Below are 21,060 nucleotides of genomic sequence, written 5' to 3'. Positions count from 1 at the left end.
GCTCCGGGCCGGCCCACCGCTTATGGCCCGGCTCAACAAAAGACCGACTGGAGAAGAGCGCCTATGTCATTCCGTCCGCACCGCATCACCCTGGGGGCGGCTTTGGCCCTGGGCGTCGCATCGCCCGCGCTCGCCCAGACCACCCCTGCGATACCGCCTACCGCCCCCGCCCCGGCCAAGGTCGATCTTTCCCAATTGCCTTTCACGATCACCGAGGTCGCAACCTTCGATTATCCCTGGTCGATGGCCTTCTTGCCGGACGGCAAGCAGCTCGTGACCCAGAAGCGTGGCGCGATGATCCTCTTCGATCCGCGCACGGGTGACAAAAAGGTGCTGCTGGGCACGCCGACCGTCGTCAGCGAAGGGCAGGCCGCGTTGATGGACGTGGTGCTCGCGCCGGACTTCGCCGCCAGTCGCCAGATCTATTTCAGCTTTTCCGAGCCTGGCGAAGGCAAGGAAACCGGCACCGCGCTGGCGACCGCCACGCTCGATGAAGCCGGCGGCGCGCTCAAGGACCTCAAGGTCATCTTCCGCGCCACGCCCAATATGGCGAGCGGTGCCCATTATTCCGGCCGCATCGCCATCGCGCCGGACCAGCGCAGCCTGTTCTTCACCAATGGCGAGCGCGCCAAGTTCGACCCGGCGCAGGACCCCAAGTCCACCCTCGGCAAGGTGCTGCATCTCAATCTCGACGGGACACCCGCCGCCGGCAATCCGCTGGCGGCCAAGGGCTTCCATCCCGCCATCTGGACCTATGGCCAGCGCAATCTGACCGGCCTCGCCTTCGATGCGAATGATCGTTTATGGCAGGTCGAAATGGGCCCGCTGGGCGGCGACGAGCTGAACCTCGTCAAGGCCGGCGGGAATTATGGCTGGCCAACCCGCTCCTATGGCGACCATTATGACAAGCGCCCCATCCCGGACCACAGCGCCGATGACGGGTTCGAGAAGCCCAAGCTCTACTGGAACCCCTCGCTCGCGCCGTCCTCGTTGGCTTACTACAATGCCGACCTGTTCGCGGGCTGGAAGAACTCGCTGTTCATCACCGGCCTGTCCGGTCAGGCGCTGGTGCGGATTTCGCTCGATGGCGAAACGGCGACCAAGGCCGATCATTGGCGCATGGGAATGAGGCTGCGCAATGTGAGGGTCGGGCCGGACGGCGCGCTTTGGCTGCTCGAGGACAGCCCCAAGGGCCGGATGCTCAAGCTGACGCCGAAAGGCTGAGCGAGCCTGAGGGCGGTCGCTGGCTCTAGGCGTCCGCCCAGCGGCGCAGCAGATTATGATAGACCCCAGTCATGCGGATCACTTCGGCATGGCCCTGCCCCAGCGTGGCGGCCAGTTGCTGGATGCTGCTGTCGAGATCGAACAGGATCTGCCGCTCACCGTCGTCGCGGATCATCGATTGCAGCCAGAAGAAGCTCGCCACCCGGCGGCCGCGCGTCACCGGCTCCACCCGATGCAGGGAGGATGAGGGGTAAAGCACGGCATGGCCGGCCGGCAGCTTGACCTGCTGCACGCCGAATTGCGTCTCGACCGTCAATTCCCCGCCATCATAAGCCTCGGGCGGCTCGAGGAAGATGGTCATGGACAGGTCCGAGCGGACGCGAAAGCCGGTGCCGGCCTGGATCCGCACGGCATTATCGACATGCACGCCAAAGGACTGGCCACCCGCATAGCTGTTGAACAGGGGCGGAAAGATCTTGAGCGGCAGCGCTGCGGCAATGAACAAAGGATTGCGGCCCAGTGCGTCGCGGATGATCTCGCCGGCCTGTTGGGCCTGCGGCGCTTCCTCTGGCAACTGAAGGTTGTTCTTGGCGAGTGCCGACTGATGGCCCGAGGTGACGTTGCCATCCACCCAAGCGGCGGAATCGATGAGATCACGCACCTTGGCGAGCGTCGGCCCGTCGAGCACCTCTGGAATGGGGATCAGCATGAAGCGCCTTATGCGTTGTCTTGGGGTTGAATGACGAAGGGGATTTCCACCACGCCTTTCACGAAAACCGGCTGGCCATCACGCAAGGTGGGCCGCCAGCGCCAGCGCTTGACGGCATCGAGCGCGGCCTTGTCGAGCCGAGTGAAACCGCTGCTGCGCGCGATCCTGATATCTTCCACGCAGCCATCGAGGCCCACGGTCAAGGCCAGCAGGACCACGCCCTGCTCCCGCTTGCGGCGGCTCTCAATGGGGTAACGCGGCGCCTTGCCGGCCACCATTTGCGTGCCCAGGTCGCCGCCGTCGGTGACCGAGGGCACTGAGACCGGTGCGGCGGCCGGACGGGGCGGCGTCGGCGGCCCCGGCGCCATGACCGGGACGACCGGAATATCCGGCCTTGCGGCCACCATCGGCGGATCAATCCGGGGAATGTCGATCTGTGGCCGCGGCACCACCACCTCGGGCGCACGGGGCGGCGGTGGCGGCGCAGCGACGGGCGGCGGAGGCGGCGGCGAAGAGATCAGATTGACCGTGAAGACCTTGGGCGCCTCACCCACCTTGAAACTGGGGCCGAGGCGGGTGACAAGCGCGAACAACCCGGCATGGATCAGGATGACGAGCAACACGACCAGCGGATTGAACCGCCGGCCCTGCCCGTAGCGCCCCTGACTTGCCGAGTGTGGAACGTTCACGTCGGACACCCCTTTTCGCCTGCCGCTATCGACGAACAGGCCCATTCCGTCAATAATGCGAATCAATATTACCGGACGTGCGCCGGATCATTGATGTGGATCAGGGGCGAACCGCTTTGGGTCGGTTCGCCCCTGCCCCCCCACACTCAGTAGCTGTAGGTCAGGCTGAATACCGCGGACCGCCCCACCCCCGGCTGCGCCCAGCTGTTGTTCACATTGGTCCGCACGGTGGTGACATAGTCCTCGTCCGCCACGTTCTGCACATTCACCTGCGCCAGCAGGCGCTCGGTCACCGGATAGGCCACCATGATCCGGTGCAGTGTGTAAGCCGGCACATAATAAACCGGCGTCGCGGTCGGGTTCATCGAGTGGCGGCCCTGATAGGTCAGGCCATAACCCAGTTCGAGCCCAAACGGGAACTTGTAGGTGGTGAACAGGCTACCGGAATGCTTGGGTGTCGCCGAAAGCAACGTGCCCGCCGTTGGATCGGGATTGGCCGTGGTGTTGGTGCAATTATTCTTGCCCGGATTAGCCAGGCAGAAATCCGACACGCCCTGGATCAGCTTGCTGTCCAGATACATGTAGTTGGCGAAAATCGACCAGGATTCCGTGATGTTGCCTGAGGCGCTCAGCGAAATGCCGTTCACCCGCGATCGGCCGTCGAGCACCTGATCGATCCCGGGCTCGCCGGAAGCAACGCGATACTTGTCACGCTCGTTGCGGAACACCGCCGCTGCGAGTTGCAGCTTGGCGTCGAACAGATCGGCCTTCACGCCAATCTCGTAATTCTTCGCCGATTCCGGTTCGACATTGCAGGTGTCGATCGCGCAGCTGCCATCAACCGAACCCTTGGACGGTGTGCGCGAATTGCCGACCGCCGCATAGGCGCTGACGTTTGGCAGCGGCTTGAACACCGCGCCGACACGCCAGGAGAAGAGATTGTCCTTCGCCTCGAACGGGCCGGTCACCACGCCGGTGGTCACGTTGCGCGTCTGGGTCGATCCCTCGAACCGCTCATAGCGCACGCCGCCGTTGATCTCGAACATGTCCGAAAGCTTCATCGTATCGAACAGATAGACCGCATAGCTCGTCTGCTCGCCGACGTTGTAGCCGGTCTGAATGTAGTTCTGGGGGCCGGTGTAGATGTTGCTACCGTAGACGCGCGCCAGCGTTCCTGCTGGTGCGACCGGTCCCGTGATAATGGCGCCGGGGTTGGCAATGTTGGTGAGCGGATAATAATTCGGGGCGGCATAGGGATTGCTGCCGTCGGCAGCGCGCAGGATGCTGCCATTGTTCAGCGTATAACGCTCCCACAGCAGCGATCCGCCGAGAACGAGCGTGTGCTCGATGCCGCCCGTCGCGAACTCAGCGCTCAGGTCGAGCTGGTTATAGGCGGTTTCGTTGCGGATGTGGCGCGCCGTGCCGCGGCCCCCAGTCGGCAGATAATAGCCTGCCGGGACGACCAGCGTGCTGCTGCCGATCGCGACGGTGCAGGCGCTGCCATCCGGCTGCAGACCGTTCGCGAGACAGAAGGTGCCCGTGGGCTGGCTGGTAATGGTGTACTGGCTGACATTCTCATAGCGAGTGAGATTACGCACCTTCACCGTGTCGCTCAGTTCGTGCGAGAAAATCGCCTGCACCGAGTCCGTCACAGACTGTTGCGTGTCGACATTGGCAAAGCCGTAATAAGCGCTTTGGTTGAAGTCGGGCAGATAGCCGCCCTGAGCCGCATAATAGCGCAGGCCGTATTGCGGCATGCCCTTGTCGTCGAGATGCTCATATTGCAGCGTCAGGCTGGTCGGGCCATCGATACCGATGGTGACAGCCGGCGCCACGCCCCAGCGCTCGTAGAACTCCACGTCCCGGCCGGGCACGTCGTTCTTGTGGTAGACCGCGTTCAGTCGCACCGCGATCATGTCGCTCACGCGCTTGTTGAGATCGACGGTGCCGCGATAATAATTGTCCGTGCCGACGCCGGCCTGAACCGACATCTTATCGTCCGCCAGCGGCTTCTTGGTCACCAGATTGATCGACCCGCCAACCGAGCCCGCGCCGTTGAACACCGAGTTCGCGCCATTGGCGACCTCGACCTGCTCGATATTATAGGTCTCGTTGCGGTTCATGATTGCGCCGCTGCGCACGCCATCGACCGAGATATCATTGTTGGCAGAATAGCCGCGCAGGTTGATGCGGTCGCCATAGCCGAAGCCGCCCTCGCCGGCGCCAAAGGTGATGCCGGGCACGGTGCTCAGCACTTCGCGCAGCGTGAGCAGGTTCTGCTGCTGCAGCGTCTTGGCGCCGATTACCGTCACAGTCTGCGGCGTATCCAGCAGCGGGCGCGTATATTTGGGCGACTCTGCCCGCTCGACCTTGATCTCGGACTCATCGATGGCCGTGTCGGTCACGGTCATCCCGCCCAGACGGCGCCCCTGCTCGCCATCCTGCGCGACAGCCGGCGCTGCAAACGCGACGGCGCTGACGCAGCCAAGCGCGAGAAAGGAAGTGAGATTGGCGGATTTACTCATGCGGCGTTCCCCAGTTGGTGTCATCGATCGCTATTGCGAGTCGGTCGCACCAATTAGGATATTGCGAGTGATTTGCAACACATGATTTGCGATCAGCGTTGCGATTTATAACTTTTGGGTTCTGCAACGTGGGTGACCGCGACTTCCCTTGCGTGCGCTGAATCGACAGTCCTTACGCGCGCTTGGTCCGCAGCTGGGCCGAGTGGCGACTGGTCTGTGATCAGAAACGACGCGGGAGTTGGGAGCCTGGGTCTGACCCCGGCCACCAACTCCCGTCCGTTGGATTTGCAGTCTAATCTAGCGAGGGGCGAGCGTCTGCCCTTCTTCCCTCTTACGCGTCCGCCAAGGCCCGCTTCGCGTCTGCCTCCAGCGACCGCCCAGCGAGCAGGAACATCACCCCCGCCAACAGCGCGGTCACGACGATGACCAGCATCGAATAACGCACGGCCACATCACCCAGCGTGGGATGCAGCACGTCATTCAGATAGCCCACGACCAGCGGGCCGAGCGCCTGCCCGATCAGCGCAGCGCTGAACAGCAGGATGGACGTTGCGACAGCGCGCATCCTCAGCTTCGCCACGCTCATGACCGCCGCGAACACCGGGCCCTGATGGATCAGCAGGAGGAAAGCCGAGGCCGCATAAGCCGCGAGCCAAACCGCCGTATCCTCGGCGAGCAGGAAGATCAGCTCAGCAGGCGCGGCAAGCAGACAGGTGATCGCCGGCAAGGTCATGCGCCAGTGGCTGGCCTTGCGGCTCAACCGGTCGATCAGCAGACCGCCCAGAACCACGCCGGCCACCCCGAACACACCCCGGATCGGACCGATGGTCGCAGCCACTTCCACCAATGTCAGCCCATGGACGCGCGTCAGGAATGTCGGCGTCCACACGCTTGCGGCAAAGACATTCAGCCCCATCAGCGTGGCGCCGATGACCAAAAAGACATAGGCACGCTGCTTGGCGAGAAAGCCCATGCTCGCCTTGAAGCTTTCCCGCGCTGCACGCTCGATGCGCTTGGCTTCGGACGCCCCGCGCTCGGGCTCCTTGACGGTGAGGAAGAACAGCAACGCCAGGAATACGCCCGGCATGCCAGCCACGACGAACATCGCGCGCCAGCCATGTTCATGGCCCACCCAGCCGACGATGGGGAAGAAGAGGATGGACGAGATCGAGACCGCCGTGCCGAAGATCGAGAAGGCCAGCGGGCGGCGCTCTGCCCGGAACAGGTCGGAGATGATCGAATTGGACGGGGCAATGCCGCACGCCTCGCCCGCACCCATGAGGAAGCGTGCGATGGCGAGCTGCCAGATGTTGGCCACCCAGCCGGTCACCATCGTCATCAGGCTCCAGAAGGCGAAGCCGACAGCAATGATATTGCGCCGGTTGTAGCGATCCGCCGCCCAGGCGATGGGCACGCCGAGGATGGAGTAGAACAGGAGGAAGGCCAGGCCGGACACCAGCCCGAGGGCGGTGTCCGAGACGTGCATCTCCGACTTGATGGAGGGCAGTGCCAGCCCCAGCAGGGAGCGGTCGAGATAGTTGAAGGCCGAAACCAGTGTGAGGAATCCGAGGCCGTAGACGGCGCTGAAGTTCCAATCCTTCACGCCCCCCTCAGGGCCAGAGCCAGGCCCGGTCGGGGGCGCCGTCGTTTCGGCCATCGCATCTCTCCCAGTTTATCGTCGCCCAGTTTTATCGTCGCCCGGTTTTACAGCCGGGACGCGCGCGTTTCCTTCGCGGTTATGAATTCGATCAGCGCAGGTTGCCCCGCCTCGATCGCGGCCAGCGCGCGGTGAATGGCCGGGACAATCTCTTCCGGGCGCGTGACGCGCTCGCCATGGCCGCCAAGCGCCTTGGCGAAATCGGCGTAATGGCCGGAGATATCCGTGGCGCGATAGCGCTCGGTTGCCACCGGCATCACCGGCAGCTCGATGGCCATGGCCTCATTGTTGAGCAGGATTGACAGGATGGGCAGGCGCTCGCGCACCGCCGTCTCGAAGTCCATGCCGGTAAAGCCGATGGCGGCATCACCCCACACATTGATGCACAGCTTGTCCGGGCAGGCGAGCTTGGCGCCCATGGCGAGGCCAAGACCATAGCCAAGCTGCGTGGACTTGCCCCAGCCGATATAGCTGAGCGGCGTGATCGACTTCCAGTAGGGCGTCAGCTGATCGCGCGGGCTGCCGGCATCATGGGTGATGATGGTGTTGGCAACGTCCACGGTCTTCTGGAGATCCCAGAGCACGCGGTAGGGGCTGATCGGCGCATCGTCGCTCTCGAGCAGCGGCAGCCAGTTCGCCAACCACTCCTTCTCGACCTTGGCGATTTCCGCGGCGACCGCCCCGGCGTCGCGTGGCGCTGACACCAGCGCGCGGCACGCCTCGAGCAGCATCCCCAGCGTCAGCTTGGCGTCGCCGGCCAGCGCCATCTCGCAGGGCACGTTCTTGTTGAAATCAGCCGGATCGAGCGTCGAATGGATCACCCGCTTGCCCTGCGGCATCTTCACGCCGAACGCCGTCTCGCTGAAGCTGCAGCCGATGCCGAAGATGAGGTCCGCCTCATCGAGGAAATGCCGTAATTGGCCCGAAATAGCCGCACCGCCCGAACCGAGCGCCAGCGGGTGCGTCTCGTCGAACGCGCTCTTGCCCTCAAGGCTGGTGGAAACCGGGATAGCCAGCAGTTCGGCCAGCGCCTTCAGTTCTTCATAGGCCTCGGCCCAGTGAACGCCCTGCCCGGCGTAGATGACCGGACGCTTGGCGGCGACCAGCGCCTCGGCCGCGCGCTTCACCGCGTCTGGCTCGGGCGCATAGCGGGTGGTGACAACCGGCTGATAGCTCTCGGGCGCGTCAATTTCTTCGCCCAACACGTCCCAGGGCATCTCGACCAGTACCGGGCGCAGACGGCCATTGCGCAGCTGCGTGAAGGCACGGCGCATGATGTTCTGCGTTTCTGCCGCAACCGTGATCGGCTCGGCATGCTTGGTCACATCCCGCATCGAGACGCTGGCATTGAAATTGTCCGGCACGAAGGCGATGCGGCGGGCATAGCCCTGCGGCAGCACCAGCACGGGCACGGATTCGGAGTAAGCCTGTGCCACCCCGCCATAGGCATTTTCGGTCCCCGGCCCATGTTGCATGGCGAACACGCCCATGCGCTTGCCCCGCGTCAGGCGGGACAGCGCATCGGCCATGTGGACGCCCGTCCGCTCCTGGCGGACGATGACCGGGCGGATGCCGATTGCGGCGGCATCCTCCAGCACGGCGTTGCGCGGATAACCGAAAATGACGTCTACACCCTCACGCTTGAGGATGTTGGCGATGGCAGCACTGACTTTCATGGGGTAATTTCAATCCTTCCTGGGGCCTTTCGGGCCGATCGGCCTCTCGCCCATGACCGTCGTGCGGATGAGATGCCGACGTTCGTACTTGAAATCATGGACGCCACGATGAAGCAAGAAACGATTGTCCCAGACAATCAATGTGTCCTTCTTCCATTTCACGCGGCAATGATAATGCAGGTGCTGGGCAAGGCTCTGGAGATAGCCGAGCAGGGCCTGGCTCTCGGCCTCGGTCCAGCCGACGAAGCGCTTGAAATAAGCGGTCGTCGCGAACAGGGCCTTACGGCCGGTGACCGGGTGAACGCGCACCGCCGGGTGGATATTCTCCAGCTCGTCTTCGCTGAACCCGTGCGATTCACGCAGACGCAGGCGCTTTTCCGGCGGCAGCTTCTCGTTGCGCGCCCAGATTTCCTTGCCTGAGTAAACGACCTCGAGCCCGTCGAGCAGTTCCTTCATGGCATCGGAGAGATGCTCATAGACGAGGTAGCCGTTCGAGAAGGCGGTATCGCCACCGAATTTGGGCACTTCCAGCGCGCGCATAACCACGCAGAGCGGCGGCTGCAGCAGAAACGGGCTGTCCGTGTGGAAGTGCTCGAAGGAAGGAACGACGTTCTCCGGCTCATGCGCTTCGCGGCGCACTTCCTGCATGTCCTGATGCTCGCCGTAGGTTGGCGCCTGCGGCAGCTCGGTGATCGGACCGAAGTAGCGCGTGAACGCCTTGTGCTGCTCGGGCGTCAGATTCTGGTCGCGGAACACGATGACCAGAAAATGCTCGAACGCCTTCATCACTTCTGCGAGCGTCTCGTCATCCAGTGGCTCCCGCAGGTCCACACCGCTGATCTCGCAGCCGCACGCGCCGGAGATCGGCTCGACGGTGATCCGCTTGAACTCGGGCATGGGCAAACCCGCCACGATCGTGCCGGTCGCCTGATCGGCGGCCTGCCCCTTGTGAGACACTTGGATGTTCATCTCGAAGCTCCTCTTCCAAGACCCCGGCGCAAGACCGGCCGGGGCCATCATCTATCAGAAATTGCGCTTGATGGTGACAGCCCATTCCCGCGGACGCGCCGGGCGCCCCTGGATGGACTGGGTCGATCCGCGATTGTCGAACAGGCCGTCATAGTAGAGCCGATCGGTCAGGTTGGTGACTTCCAGCGACAGCTGCCAATCCTCGGCGACATCGCGATACGTGAGGCGCGCATTGACGATCGTGCGCCCTTCCACCTGGTTAAACGGCGCGCGGTTGATCGCCGTCGAGAAATAGGGGCTCTGCGAGTTCACGTCGATGCGCGGGGTCAATGACCCGGCGTCGCCTAGCTCGATCTTGTACTGGCCGCCGACGCTCCAGCGCCATTCCTGCACGAAAGGCGCGTCCATATCGAGCGTGATGCCGGCGCTCTGGCCGATGGCGGAAATCGACTTGTAGTCGAAGTCCAGATAGCCGAGCGAGGCATCGATCAGCAGGCCGCGAACCGGGCGCAGCGTCGCCTCGACCTCGAAGCCCTTCACATCCGCCTTGCCGGCGTTGAGCGGCAATGCGCAGGGCGCGGCCGGCACCGTCGGACAGGTCGAAACGCTGACCAGAATATCGTTATACTTGTTGAGGAAGCCGGAGACGTTCAGGCGCAGCAGCCGGTCGAACAGGTCGCTCTTGAAACCGACTTCATAGGCGGTCAGCGTCTCGGGATCATGCGTCAGCGCCTGCGCCGGGAAGAACGGCCGCGGGTTGGCGCCGCCACTCTTGAAGCCCGTCGCGATCTGCGCATAGGTCATGAAGTCGGGCGTCCAGCGATACTGGATGACACCGCGATAATCGAGACGATCGCCCTTGAACGTCCGCACCAGCCCATCGAGCGGGGCGAGCGACGGCGGCGCATTGCCGCCGTAGATGTTCCCCGGATTGCCCTTGCGCGCATATTGGAAGCTCTTGGTAATGTCCGTATAGCGCAGGCCGCCGATCAGCGTCAGCTTCTCCGTCAGATGCAGTTCGGCATTGGCGAAGGCCGCGATGGTCTGGGATTCGACATGGTCGTTCTGGCGGAATTCCAGCGTGGGAAGCTGGACACGCGAGCCGCCGTCGCTGGTGCCCTCGAAATAATAACCGCCCACCGTATAGTTCAGCAGCGTACCGATCGCACCGCTGGCGCGCAGTTCCTGGCTGAACTGATTGTGGTTCACGTCATTGGCCGTCAGCGCGATGTTGATCGGCGAGGACTCGGCCGATGTGAACACCGAATTGTAGCTGCGATAGGCCGTGATCGAGGTGATGCTCAGATCGCCGACATCAATGGTGATGTTGCCGGAGAGGCCCCAGGTATCGAGCGAGTTACGGGCTGGCGCTGCATAAGGCGCCGTGCCATCGCGCGGGGCATAGTTGAGATAATTCTCATAGCTCACGAACGGGCTGGTCGTGAACGTATCCTGCGCGAAATTGCCATAGGGCGAATAGCTGATGAAGGGCGAGCCGGTGGCCGTACCATAGCGGACGCCGTCGATGACATAAGGTGCGGTCGCGCTCGACCCCGGCCCCGTCAGCGTGCCGACATAGAGGAGGGTGGAGGGCGCAGACTCGCTGTCGTCGCGGGTGATGTCGCCGATGATCGAAATGTCGACCGCGTCATTGGGCGTCCAGCGCAACGTACCGCGGCCGGCGACATAGGATTTGCCGCCCTCGGTGCCGAGCTTGCAATTGTCGGAAATCGCGAAGGTCCGCACCGGCGAAGTCGGGTGGGTGCAGCGGTAATCGTAGCGCGTGACGTAGCCGTCCTTCTTCACGCCAGCGCCGGAGACGCGCAGGAAAAGCTGATCGGGCACGACCGTCAGGTTCAGGCCGCCGCGCACCTCGGTGCGGTTGAAGCTACCGTAGGTTGCCTGGACATAGCCGCCGCCCGAGCCATCCGGCTTCTTGGAATAGAGCTTGATCGCGCCGCCGATCGAGTTCTGCCCCGCAAGCGTACCCTGCGGCCCGCGCAGAATTTCCACCCGGTCGAGGTCCAGCAGATCGAGCATCGAGCCCTGCAGCGTCGAGTAATAGACGTCATCGACATAGAGGCCGACGCCCGGCTCCAGTGCGAACGTCGAATCCGACTGGCCGACGCCGCGAATGAACGCCTGGATCGATGGGCCGTAGGTGGCCGGCGCTTCGGCGAGATTGACGTTGGGCGCCTGTGCGGCGACCTGAGCGATGCTCGTCTGGCTGCGCGCTTCCAGCATGTCGCCGGAGACGGCGGTGATGGCCAGCGGCGCATCCTGCAGACGCTGCGAGCGGAACTGCGCGGTCACCACGATGTCATCGGCATCGGCCTGCTGTGCAGCGCTTTGTTGGGGAGCGGGGGCATCCTGCGCCATGGCGGGTGTCGCCAGGGTTGCGGCGCCCAGCGTCAAGGCGCTCGCGGCCTGCAACAAAAGATCTGCCTTCTTCATCATCGCTCTCCTCCAATGTCAGAACGCCCGTGCGTCGGGCTGTTATCGGGCGGGACCATGGCGACGCTCGGCGCGCATGTCAAATTTATTCCATATTGCAGAAATCTTGTTCCGTATATTGGAATTATAGCCTTGACTTGTCGCCGCGCCGCCGTAGCTTCCGTCTAAGAAAAATGAGGAGGGATGAATGGCAGAGTTCGATCGAAGGCAGCTTTTGGCAGGCGGACTCGCCGCTGGCGGTGCCATGAGCGCAATGACCGGCACCGCAACCGCGCGCACGATGCGACCGCCCCCGGCCGCGGCACCCGCGCGACGAATCGCCGTCGAGGAAGCCTGGACGATTGCCGAGCATCAGGACGCGCTGGCCGCCCTTGCCACCGGAACATGGCCCAATCTGGACGCGCAGCTGATTAACACGCTTGGTTCTCGCGGACCGGACCGCCTCACTCGCCGCCTGCGCGACGTGACGGAGCGGCTCGCGGAAATGGACCGCCTAGGTGTCGACATGCAGATTCTCTCGCTCACCTCGCCGGGTGTGCAGATGTTCCGCGCCGATCAGGCCGTCGCTATGGCCGAGCTTGCCAATGATCGCCTAGCCGAAGTGGTCCGCGCCCACCCGAAGCGCTTCGCCGGCCTTGCGTCCTTCGCGCCGCAAGACCCGGGCCGGGCTGCCAAGGAAATGGAGCGCGCCGTCAATAAGCTCGGTTTCAGCGGCTTCATTGTGAACTCGCACACCAATAACGAGTATCTGGACGACCCCAAGTTCATGCCGATCCTGGAGGCCGCCGCCGCGCTCGACCGGCCAATCTACATCCATCCCCGCTGCCCGTCAGACGGCATGGCTGAGCCGTTCCGCGATCATCGCCTGCAATCGGCGATCTGGGGCTATGCTGCCGAAACCGGCACCCATGCCATGCGGCTGATCCTCAGCGGTGTGTTCGACAAGCTGCCCAACCTCAAGATCGTGATTGGCCATATGGGTGAAAACATCCCGTTCCACCTGTGGCGCACAGACCATTGGTTCGAGCGCCGGCGCGATGCCTATGGCAGCAAGCTCAAGCCCTCCGAAGTCATGAAGCGCAACGTGTACATCACTACCAGCGGCGTGGAGCATGGCCCGGCCTTGCGCTACGCGATCGACGTACTGGGTGTAGACCGCGTGCTTTGGGCGATCGACTATCCCTATGAGGAGATGGAGCCCTCCGTCACCTTCATCAACCACGCCCCGCTTGACGGAGAAGAACGCGAGGCGGTCTGCCATCGCAATGCCGCGCAGGTCTTCCACCTCCCGCCAGCCTGATCCCGCCTAACCCTGACGACCCGCCCTGGCCCGCCAGGGCGGGCGTCAGGCCTCGGCGGAGGCGTGGCCGAAGGTAGCGCTGAGCGTGCGCGCTGCCGCCATGACGTCGCTCGCCATGCGCTCGCGGTCCATCGTGCCGAAGCGCTTGGCCGGCATCGTGAGGCCGATCGACCCAATCACCGCATTCCCGCTGCGGAAGACAGCCGCCGCGATGCCCGCGACATCGGCTTCCTGACTGTAGAAGATTGCGCAGCCCCGCTCACGAATGGCGGCCAGTTCCTCCACCAGCACTTCGGGCGGCGGCGTCGGGGCGCCGGTCAAAGGCCCCACCGGGCTCTGCGCCAGCGCCGCCGCCAGATCCTCCGCCTCCAGATGGGCGAGAATGGCACGGCCCAGCGAGCCCCAGGTCAGCGAAAGATCAGTATAGGGCTCCAGCACATGACGCAGCGTGTGCGGCGTGAGGATTCGCTCTGAGACGATGGCGCGGTGATGGGGGGCATCGTAGGTGCAGAACACCGCCGTCTCCTGCCAACCCGCCCACAGAGTGCGGAGGAAGGGGCGCACCGCCGCGACATAATGGCTGCGGCTCAAGATGTTGGCGGACAGCCTGAACAGTTCACGCCCGGCCCGATAGGATGTGCCGTCGCCCCGCTCTACCAACCCGCCGCGGATCAGCATCTGCAACAGCCGATGCACGCTGCTGGCCGGCATTCCCGTGCCCGCGGCAAGATCCTTGAGCGCGCAATCCCCGTCGCTTTCGCCGATCAGTTTGAGCAGCGCAATCATGCGGGCGCCAGACCCGCGATCGGTGTTGGTCGATGAATCCATGAAAAAGAAGACGCTCCGCCCCAAACCCCGCGCTGCCGGGGGAGCGTCTTCTACGAAATCTTCAGCGCTGACGCCATTGCCGAGTTCTGCCGCGATCAGGCAGCAGACCGCGCTGCCAGATGCGCGAGCGCAAGCGCGCCTGCTCGCTCGCCGAGCTGTAACGATCCGCCCGTGCCCAGCGCGGCCCAGGCGCGCGGATCGGCAGAGACAGCCCGCCCGGTGACGAACAGCCCGCTCAACTCGCGGGGGCGCAGTGCCGCGTCGATGAGCGCACTATCGCTCTTCAGTGGCGCATCCTCAGCGCCCAGCACATGCGCGCCCACGACATGGCGAAGGCGCGCGGACTGCATGGCGCCTGCAACGTCGATCAGGAAGCTCGCTTCCAGTCCAGGCAGGGTCCGCAGGAAGGGCAGAATCTCACGGATCAACGTCCGCGCTCGCGCCTCCTGCGCGCCCAATTGCGCGACGCTGGCCGCCCCATCGACCCGCATGGAAGGCCCGCGCACATAGGCGACGCCCCTATCCCGCCCCGCTGGCGTCACCCCATAGAGCACCAGTCGATCCGGCTGATCGGGCGATAGCACGCCAGAGGCCTTCGCGTCGGCGAGGCGGGCAGGCCATGTCGCTTGGCCGGCCAGCACCGCATCGAACGCGACGCCGCCAATCCGGTAATTCATGGCGATACTGGCGGGCTCGTCCAGCCCGCGCATGGCGGTGCCCGCCCGCATCGCCAGTTCGCCATCGCCGGTGGCGTCGATGACCATGGCGGCCGGCACGGCAAAGCGGCCGGACTTGTTCTCGACCATCGCGCCACGCACGACGCCGTTCTCCACGATTGGGTCGGCCGCCCAGCTGGAGAGCAGCAGTTGCACCCCCGCCTCCTGCGCGAGATCGAGCAGCGCATATTTGAGCGCCTCGGCATCATGAACCAGACCATCGCCGAGAAGGTCCGGCCCGGCATCGCCGTTTCGCTCCAGCCGACTGACCAACTCGGCCGCGATGCCCTGTTCTGCGGGCGTAAGCGCGATATCGAAGGACAAGGGGCCATTGCCGCCCAGTACGACGTTGCGCTCCACGAGGAGCGTGCGCGCTCCGCCCCTCGCCGCCGCCATAGCCGCCGCCACGCCGGACAATCCGCCGCCGCACACAAGCACGTCGACCGCCCGATAGACCGGGGTTCGACGGCCCGGCAGCATGATCTCGCCGCGCGTCGCACCCGCTGTGCGTTCCATGATCGTCGTGCTCATCCGCTTAATCCCGCACCATATTGTGGATCTTGGCCTTGCTGATGTCGATCGCGCCATCGGCCAGGTTCTGGCCCTGCGCGATCAGCAGCCCCTGCAATTCGTCGATGACGACCTCGCGCAGCGTCACCCCGTCCCGGCAAGCCAGCGCCGCCGCCGTGCCCGCCGCCTGACCGAAGGCCATGCAATCGGGAATCTGCCGGCAGCGCGAATGGGCCTCATAGCTCATCGATACGGTCTTGCCGGCAACCAGAAGATTCTCGATGCCCTGCGGCATCAGGCAACCGAAGGGCACGCCGAACACCGATGTGACCATCTTGGCGTTGGCCAGTCGCTCGCGGAAGGCTGCCGTCGTTTCGCTGCCGTCCGAGGGGTGGCGCACGAAGCCGAGCGTGTCCGGCAGACGGTGGTAGCGCTTGAAGATGTCGTCCGCGTGGAAGAGGCCTTCCAATATGTCGTCGCGCGTGAGCGTGTAATCGCCCAAGATACGCCGGGAATCGCGCACCCCGATCATCGGCGCTGCCTTGATGAGATAGGCCTCCTCGAATCCCGGCACAGTGCGCAGGAACGGCATGAACGCGCGCACGCCCTGCCGGGCCCGGACCTCCGCATCGGTCAGCTCGTCGGCATCATAAGGGTCGCGATGCAGCACACGGACGCCGTAGATATATCCCATCTGCCCAGCCCGTGTGGAAGGCGCGATGCCGAAGTTGGAGAAGTTGTCGAGATAGACGTCGTCCAGCAGAACGCCTGCAGCCTTGGCTGCCTTCACCATTTCGGTGCGACCCTTGCGATCCTGACTGTGGCGATAATCCACCCCGCCGATCTGGAAGAGCATGACCATCGGCTGCGGGTGATTATACTCTTGCATCGGCGCTCCGGCCCTGGCCGCGACATCGGCATCGCCGGTCGCGTCAATCACCACGTCGGCCAGCACGGCCTGCCGCCCGGCCTTGTTCTCGATGACCACGCCGCGCACAGCGCCATCCTCGACGATCGCATCGGTAACCCAGGTCTGCGGCAGCACACGCACGCCGGCTTCCTTCACCAGTTCAGCCAGCACAAATTTGAGGATTTCGGGGTCGAAGGGCACGGCGAAATGCCCGTCCTCCAGGTCCGGATCGGCGCCGCCATTGGCGCGCAGCCGCTCGATCACTTCCTTCATGATCCCGCCGGTGAAGAAGGCTTGGTGATATTCCGTGACGAACGAGCGCGGCCCGGTGCCGCCCAAGGTCGTATCCCGCTCGATCATCAGCACGTCCGCGCCGTTGCGCGCGGCGGCGACAGCCGCAGCGACGCCGCCGGCGCCGCCGCCGCAGACCAACACTGCGGCCCGGTCAACCACCGAAACCGCCTGCGGCTGCTCCTCGATCCACTCCTGCTCGTCCACGGCTATCATGCGTCACCCCTTGCTGTCGCCGAACGGAACTATCTAACTATAATATTCTTTGCAAGCAGCATCGCGGCTTGCGGCTCAAACCATATGACTATATTATTTTTTGCATGGAGAAGAGATTCGGGGCTCCCACCGCACGGGAAACCATCACCGAGGCCGCACGGGAGATCCCGGTGGCGCGGCGCACGCAGGTTCTGGTCGTCGGTGCCGGCGCAGGGGGCTACCCCGCTGCCATCCGTGCCGCACGCAATGGCGCTGAAGTGCTGCTGATCGAGCGCAACGCCGTTGTCGGCGGCACCGGGCCCATGTCGTTCGTGACTGAATTCCTCAGTTGCGAGAATATGAGCGGCATTTTGCGCGAGATGCAGCAGCGCCTCGCCGCGCATGATGCCGCAGCCGAGACCTTCCTGCCGGAATATTTCAATCTCGCTTACGACCCTGAGATGCTCAAGCTGGTGGTGCTCGACATGCTGGTGGAAGCCGGCGTCGATCTGCTGCTCAATACCAATGTCGTCGATGTGATCCGCGAGGGGGACGCGCTCAAGGGCGTCATCATCGAGAACAAGTCAGGCCGGCAGGCCATTCTCGCGGACGTCATCATCGATGCCAGCGGCGATGCGGACGTTGCTTCGCGGGCCGGCGTCGCCATGCATCCGCGCGAAGACCCGCAACCCATGATGATGTTGTGCCGCATGGGCGGCGTCGACTGGGAACGGATGCAGGCTCACGCCCGCGCGAACCCGGACGATTTCTCCAAGCTGTGGGGTACGCCCGCCAATCCGCTCGATGGTGCCCAATATGTCCACCTGACTGGCTGGAAGTCGCTGGTGGCCCAGGGCAAGGAAGAAGGCGCCCTGCCCGGCACATTCGGCCATCATATCTCCATCTTCGGTGCCACGCCCGCCAATCTGCGCCATGGCATCGGCTATCTCTATGCCGTGCAGGTGCTCAATCGGGATCCCACCGATGCCGCCGATCTTACTGGTGCGGAGGTCGAAGGTCGCCGCCGGGCGCGCGATTTCCTGCCGTTCGTCAAGCGCATTCCCGGCATGGAAGACGCCTTCCTCATCGACATGGCGCCGCAGATCGGTGTGCGGGACAGCCGCCGGATCGTCGGCGATTACACGCTCACCCGCGATGACATCTTCGATGGCGCCGCCTTTGCGGACGAGATCGCCCTCAAGGTCTATCGCGGCCCGAATGTGAAAGGCTGGGTCCGTCACAAGCCCGATGGCAGCGAGGGCGGCAAGGGCCATGACCTCACCGAAATGCCGATCTCGGTGGTCGTGCTGGGCCTGCCTTATCGCTGCCTGCTCCCGCAGGGCATCGAGAATCTGCTGGTGGCGGGCAAGACCGTTTCATTCGACAATGAGGCCCATCAGCGCGTGCGGTTGATGCCCGAATGCATCGCCATGGGCGAGGCTGCTGGCGTCGCCGCCGCCGTGGCAGTGCGCGACGGCGTTCCGCCCCGCCAGGTCGATACGGATGCGGTGCGCGCCCTGCTGAGCGAAGGCGGCATGAATCTGGACCGGAGCAAGGTCCGGGTGCAGCAAGTGCGGGAAACCCTCGCTAGCCGGGGCTTGAATGTCCTGATGGATTGAGACCGGCGCCCTCCCCGCGCCCCTTGCCCAAGGCGGGGACGCGGAGCAGGTGAGGTTCGGCGCTTACACGCGAGGAGCGATCAATCCTCGCGGCGATACCCGCCCAGGCCGGGCTTGAAGGACTTTTCGTCCAGAAACTGCGTCATCCCCTTGCGGCGCCCACGCTCGGTATCCTGACCCGCCGCCGTCGCCGCCATCGCGCCGAGCATCGCCTCGGACGTGTCCCAATCCAGCCGCTCGACATATTTGAACGCGGACTTGGCGTGGCGCAGGATGGTCGGGTTCTTGGAGAGTAGCTTGCGCGCCAACGCCTCGGTTTCGGCACGCAGATCGGCCAACGGCACCGAGCGGTTGACCAGCCCCATTTCCGCCGCCTTGCGCCCGTCGAACGGATCGCCGGTCATGATATAATAAAGGCTGTCGCGGTGGTTCATCACCTGCGCCACGGCGCGCGTGACGTTGCCCGCCGGGATGATCCCCCAATTGATCTCCGAAAGGCCAAAAGTGGCCTCATCGGCGGCAATCGCCAGATCGCAGGCGACCAGCGGCGTGAATGCCCCGCCGAAGCACCAGCCGTTGACCATCGCAATGGTGGCCTTGGGATAGTGCGTCAGGCGCCGCCACATCCAATCCGTCGCGGCGCGGCGAAAGCGGGCCTGTACAATGGCGGATTCGCCCTCGGTCTCCCGGAAATATTCCTTGAGGTCCATGCCGGCCGAGAAGGCCTCCCCCTCACCGGTCAGCACGACGACGCCGACCTCGTCGCGCACCTCCAGCTCATCGAGCACCTGCCACATCTCACGATTGATCGTGGGATTCATCGCATTGCGCTTGGCCGGGCGGTTGAGGGACACCCATGCGATGCCGTCATCCAGCGTGACCTTCACGGCCTCATAGGTGTGTTCACTTGTCATCGATGGATTGTCCTTTCGCTTCCATGGACACGACCAGGCGGGTGAGCAGATCGAGCAATGTCTTGCACTCTTGCTCCGCCAGCCCGGCCGTGAGTTGCTCTTCCAGCCGCCGCGCATCGGCATTGACCGCTTCGAACCGCGCCTGCCCCTCGGGCGTCAGACTGATGAGCGAGATCCGGCGGTTGAGTTCGCTGGTCTCGCTGGTGATGAGGTTCTTCTCGCGCAATTGGGCGAGTTGCTGGGTGGCGGCCTGCGGCGTGACCCGCTGCACCCGCGCCAGCTCCGCCGCGGAACAGGGGGCGAGGCGTTTGAGGAAAGAGAGGATCGTGAAATCGCTGGTCGTCAGCCCGTGCGCGCGCACTACCTCGTCCAGCTCCAGTTTGCCGGCGGTGTAGCCGCGCTTGAGCAGATAGAGCAGCCGCCGCGGCCTTCCTTCATCGGATCGCGACTGCGCGCTCATGCTCCCCCTCTCCCGCCGACCTCCGGCCGTTCAAATTGACAATCTACTTTATATAAAGCTTCTTGATAATTATCCCGCTGACTGTCAACCGGCTTTGCCTTCGCCACACCGCATGCAAAAGGGCGGCACCTACCGATGCCGCCCTGCACAAGATCATGTAATGCGTGGCGCGCGGCGGCTCAGCCCCAGACCTCCTCCGCCACGCGCACAACCAGCTCCAGCTTGGCCTTCTCGTGCTCGATATCCATCATGTTGCCGCCGATGCCGCTGGAGAAGCCGCATTGCGGTGAGAGCGCGAGTTGATCGATATCGGCATATTTCGCCGCATCCTCGATCCGCCGCTTGAGGTCATCGGGGCTTTCCATCGTGCCGCGCTTGGTGGTGACCAGGCCCAGCACCACCGTCTTCCCCTTCGGCAGGAAGCGCAGCGGCTCGAAGCCACCGGCGCGATCGGAATCATATTCCAGGAAATAGCCGTCGATGTTCATCTCGTTGAACATGACCTCCGCAACCGGATCATAGCCACCCTCGGCGACCCAGCGGCCGGCGAAATTGCCCCGGCAGACATGCATGCACACCGCCATATCATCGGGCTTGGCCGCAATCGCCGCGTTGATGAGTTTGGCGTAGACGTGCGGCAGTTCTTCCGGATCTTCGCCGATACTGGTCGGCACCTGCGCGCGCAGGGTGGGGTCGCAGAGATAGGCGAAGTTGGTCTCGTCGATCTGTAGATAGCGGCAGCCGGCGTCGATCAGATCGCCGATCTCCTCGGCGTAGACCGCCGCGAGGTCCGCGTAGAATTCCTCCATCGTCGGATAAGCCTCAGCGTCGATCGCATCGCGCCCGCCGCGGAAGTGCATGATCGAGGGCGAGGGAATGGTGATCTTGGGGGTTTCCTTCGTCACCGTCTTGAGGAACTTGAAGTCCTCGACGAAGATCGGCTTGGGGCGGCTGAGCTTGCCGGTGATGCGCACCGTATGCGGCTTGCTCTCGACCGTGCCCTGCTCGTTGCGGAAGGTGGTGCGGTGGCTGGACTGCCAGGGTTCGACATTGGCGAAGCGGAGCAAGAAATCGGTGTGCCAGCTGCCGCGATTATACTCGCCGTCGGTGATCGACTTGAGGCCGACGCCTTCCTGCAGCGCCACGACCTCGCGGATGGCGTCCTGCTGGATGGTCAGCAGTTCCTCCGCGCTGAGCTCGCCGGCGGCCTTCTTGTTCCGGGCTTCGATGAGATACTCCGGGCGGATGAGGCTGCCCACATGGTCGGCTCGGAACGGCGCTGGCTTCATGCAAAACTCTCCCTTGGGCAACAACAGAATGCGGTTTTGATGATCGTCATTTGAGACAATCCCTGCCCCTCGCCAATAGCACGATTCCTTGCAGCAGCCACAATTTTCGTTATCAATGACAACAA

At 63.9% G+C, this 21,060-nt stretch carries 16 protein-coding genes; 3 read left to right on the top strand and 13 right to left on the bottom strand.

Going from position 1 to position 21,060, the window contains the following annotated elements; translation table 11 throughout:
• The first annotated feature begins 63 nt into the window (after nt 1-63).
• Complete coding sequence (locus M2332_RS15030) at nt 64-1,224, top strand: PQQ-dependent sugar dehydrogenase (protein ID WP_264574686.1); 1,161 nt, start codon at nt 64-66, stop codon at nt 1,222-1,224.
• Nucleotides 1,225-1,249: 25 nt separating this feature from the next.
• Here M2332_RS15030 and M2332_RS15025 read toward each other — a convergent pair whose 3' ends face one another.
• The 7 genes from M2332_RS15025 to M2332_RS14995 all read right to left on the bottom strand — a co-directional run bounded on the left by M2332_RS15025 (nt 1,250) and on the right by M2332_RS14995 (nt 11,906).
• Entirely contained in the window at nt 1,250-1,933 is a 684-nt protein-coding gene (locus M2332_RS15025; RefSeq protein ID WP_181558981.1) for a Fe2+-dependent dioxygenase, read from the bottom strand.
• 8 nt (nt 1,934-1,941) lie between these two features.
• Nucleotides 1,942-2,667, bottom strand: coding sequence for an energy transducer TonB (locus M2332_RS15020; RefSeq protein ID WP_264574685.1), 726 nt, complete (start codon nt 2,665-2,667; stop codon nt 1,942-1,944).
• Nucleotides 2,668-2,768: 101 nt separating this feature from the next.
• Nucleotides 2,769-5,147 (bottom strand): TonB-dependent receptor, encoded by a 2,379-nt coding sequence (locus M2332_RS15015; protein WP_264574684.1) that lies wholly within the window; start codon nt 5,145-5,147, stop codon nt 2,769-2,771.
• Nucleotides 5,148-5,478: 331 nt separating this feature from the next.
• A complete protein-coding gene (locus tag M2332_RS15010) occupies nt 5,479-6,804 on the bottom strand; it encodes a spinster family MFS transporter (RefSeq protein WP_264574683.1) in 1,326 nt (441 codons plus the stop codon).
• Between the two features lie 47 nt (nt 6,805-6,851).
• Nucleotides 6,852-8,480, bottom strand: coding sequence for a thiamine pyrophosphate-requiring protein (locus M2332_RS15005; protein WP_264574682.1), 1,629 nt, complete (start codon nt 8,478-8,480; stop codon nt 6,852-6,854).
• A 9-nt stretch (nt 8,481-8,489) separates the two neighbouring features.
• Nucleotides 8,490-9,449 (bottom strand): TauD/TfdA dioxygenase family protein, encoded by a 960-nt coding sequence (locus M2332_RS15000; RefSeq protein WP_264574681.1) that lies wholly within the window; start codon nt 9,447-9,449, stop codon nt 8,490-8,492.
• Between the two features lie 54 nt (nt 9,450-9,503).
• Nucleotides 9,504-11,906 (bottom strand): TonB-dependent receptor, encoded by a 2,403-nt coding sequence (locus M2332_RS14995; protein ID WP_264574680.1) that lies wholly within the window; start codon nt 11,904-11,906, stop codon nt 9,504-9,506.
• A 184-nt stretch (nt 11,907-12,090) separates the two neighbouring features.
• Here M2332_RS14995 and M2332_RS14990 point away from each other — a divergent pair, with 184 nt between their 5' ends.
• On the top strand, nt 12,091-13,203 hold the full coding sequence (locus tag M2332_RS14990) for an amidohydrolase family protein (RefSeq protein WP_264574679.1): 1,113 nt from the start codon (nt 12,091-12,093) through the stop codon (nt 13,201-13,203).
• 45 nt (nt 13,204-13,248) lie between these two features.
• Here M2332_RS14990 and M2332_RS14985 read toward each other — a convergent pair whose 3' ends face one another.
• The 3 genes from M2332_RS14985 to M2332_RS14975 form a co-directional block, all read right to left on the bottom strand.
• Nucleotides 13,249-14,031, bottom strand: a complete 783-nt coding sequence (locus M2332_RS14985; RefSeq protein ID WP_264574678.1) for an IclR family transcriptional regulator — start codon at nt 14,029-14,031, stop codon at nt 13,249-13,251.
• A gap of 95 nt (nt 14,032-14,126) precedes the next feature.
• Nucleotides 14,127-15,278 carry an FAD-dependent oxidoreductase gene (locus M2332_RS14980; RefSeq protein WP_264574677.1) on the bottom strand — a complete coding sequence of 384 codons (1,152 nt, stop codon included), beginning with the start codon at nt 15,276-15,278 and terminating at the stop codon, nt 14,127-14,129.
• Nucleotides 15,279-15,282: 4 nt separating this feature from the next.
• Nucleotides 15,283-16,674, bottom strand: coding sequence for an FAD-dependent oxidoreductase (locus M2332_RS14975; RefSeq protein ID WP_264574676.1), 1,392 nt, complete (start codon nt 16,672-16,674; stop codon nt 15,283-15,285).
• A gap of 104 nt (nt 16,675-16,778) precedes the next feature.
• Between M2332_RS14975 and M2332_RS14970 the strand changes: the two genes are divergently transcribed.
• Nucleotides 16,779-18,272, top strand: coding sequence for an FAD-dependent oxidoreductase (locus tag M2332_RS14970; protein ID WP_264574675.1), 1,494 nt, complete (start codon nt 16,779-16,781; stop codon nt 18,270-18,272).
• Between the two features lie 80 nt (nt 18,273-18,352).
• Here the strand turns inward: M2332_RS14970 and M2332_RS14965 are convergent, their stop codons facing one another.
• The 3 genes from M2332_RS14965 to M2332_RS14955 form a co-directional block, all read right to left on the bottom strand.
• A complete protein-coding gene (locus tag M2332_RS14965) occupies nt 18,353-19,186 on the bottom strand; it encodes a p-hydroxycinnamoyl CoA hydratase/lyase (RefSeq protein ID WP_264574674.1) in 834 nt (277 codons plus the stop codon).
• Nucleotides 19,176-19,646: a MarR family winged helix-turn-helix transcriptional regulator gene (locus M2332_RS14960; RefSeq protein ID WP_264574673.1), complete on the bottom strand. Its 471-nt coding sequence runs from the start codon at nt 19,644-19,646 to the stop codon at nt 19,176-19,178. Before M2332_RS14960 ends, M2332_RS14965 begins: the two co-directional genes overlap by 11 nt.
• Nucleotides 19,647-19,825: 179 nt before the next feature.
• Entirely contained in the window at nt 19,826-20,935 is a 1,110-nt protein-coding gene (locus tag M2332_RS14955; RefSeq protein WP_264574672.1) for a 5-methyltetrahydropteroyltriglutamate--homocysteine S-methyltransferase, read from the bottom strand.
• Nucleotides 20,936-21,060 lie beyond the last annotated feature (125 nt).

The sequence above is a fragment of the Sphingobium sp. B11D3A genome (assembly GCF_025961695.1).
Lineage (GTDB): Bacteria > Pseudomonadota > Alphaproteobacteria > Sphingomonadales > Sphingomonadaceae > Sphingobium.
The sequence above is the reverse complement of the archived record's forward strand: the minus strand, read 5'-3'. Positions and strand labels throughout refer to the sequence as shown.

What these genes read in the sequence shown, in the direction of transcription:
- M2332_RS14985 (WP_264574678.1), bottom strand. Translation starts at nt 14,031, where the DNA reads ATGGATTCATCGACCAACACCGATCGCGGGTCTGGCGCCCGCATGATT.
- M2332_RS14995 (WP_264574680.1), bottom strand. Translation starts at nt 11,906, where the DNA reads ATGATGAAGAAGGCAGATCTTTTGTTGCAGGCCGCGAGCGCCTTGACG.
- M2332_RS14970 (WP_264574675.1), top strand. Translation starts at nt 16,779, where the DNA reads ATGGAGAAGAGATTCGGGGCTCCCACCGCACGGGAAACCATCACCGAG.
- M2332_RS15000 (WP_264574681.1), bottom strand. Translation starts at nt 9,449, where the DNA reads ATGAACATCCAAGTGTCTCACAAGGGGCAGGCCGCCGATCAGGCGACC.
- M2332_RS14990 (WP_264574679.1), top strand. Translation starts at nt 12,091, where the DNA reads ATGGCAGAGTTCGATCGAAGGCAGCTTTTGGCAGGCGGACTCGCCGCT.
- M2332_RS15015 (WP_264574684.1), bottom strand. Translation starts at nt 5,147, where the DNA reads ATGAGTAAATCCGCCAATCTCACTTCCTTTCTCGCGCTTGGCTGCGTC.
- M2332_RS14965 (WP_264574674.1), bottom strand. Translation starts at nt 19,186, where the DNA reads ATGACAAGTGAACACACCTATGAGGCCGTGAAGGTCACGCTGGATGAC.
- M2332_RS14980 (WP_264574677.1), bottom strand. Translation starts at nt 15,278, where the DNA reads ATGAGCACGACGATCATGGAACGCACAGCGGGTGCGACGCGCGGCGAG.
- M2332_RS15005 (WP_264574682.1), bottom strand. Translation starts at nt 8,480, where the DNA reads ATGAAAGTCAGTGCTGCCATCGCCAACATCCTCAAGCGTGAGGGTGTA.
- M2332_RS15010 (WP_264574683.1), bottom strand. Translation starts at nt 6,804, where the DNA reads ATGGCCGAAACGACGGCGCCCCCGACCGGGCCTGGCTCTGGCCCTGAG.
- M2332_RS14960 (WP_264574673.1), bottom strand. Translation starts at nt 19,646, where the DNA reads ATGAGCGCGCAGTCGCGATCCGATGAAGGAAGGCCGCGGCGGCTGCTC.
- M2332_RS15020 (WP_264574685.1), bottom strand. Translation starts at nt 2,667, where the DNA reads ATGGGCCTGTTCGTCGATAGCGGCAGGCGAAAAGGGGTGTCCGACGTG.
- M2332_RS14975 (WP_264574676.1), bottom strand. Translation starts at nt 16,674, where the DNA reads ATGATAGCCGTGGACGAGCAGGAGTGGATCGAGGAGCAGCCGCAGGCG.
- M2332_RS15025 (WP_181558981.1), bottom strand. Translation starts at nt 1,933, where the DNA reads ATGCTGATCCCCATTCCAGAGGTGCTCGACGGGCCGACGCTCGCCAAG.
- M2332_RS15030 (WP_264574686.1), top strand. Translation starts at nt 64, where the DNA reads ATGTCATTCCGTCCGCACCGCATCACCCTGGGGGCGGCTTTGGCCCTG.
- M2332_RS14955 (WP_264574672.1), bottom strand. Translation starts at nt 20,935, where the DNA reads ATGAAGCCAGCGCCGTTCCGAGCCGACCATGTGGGCAGCCTCATCCGC.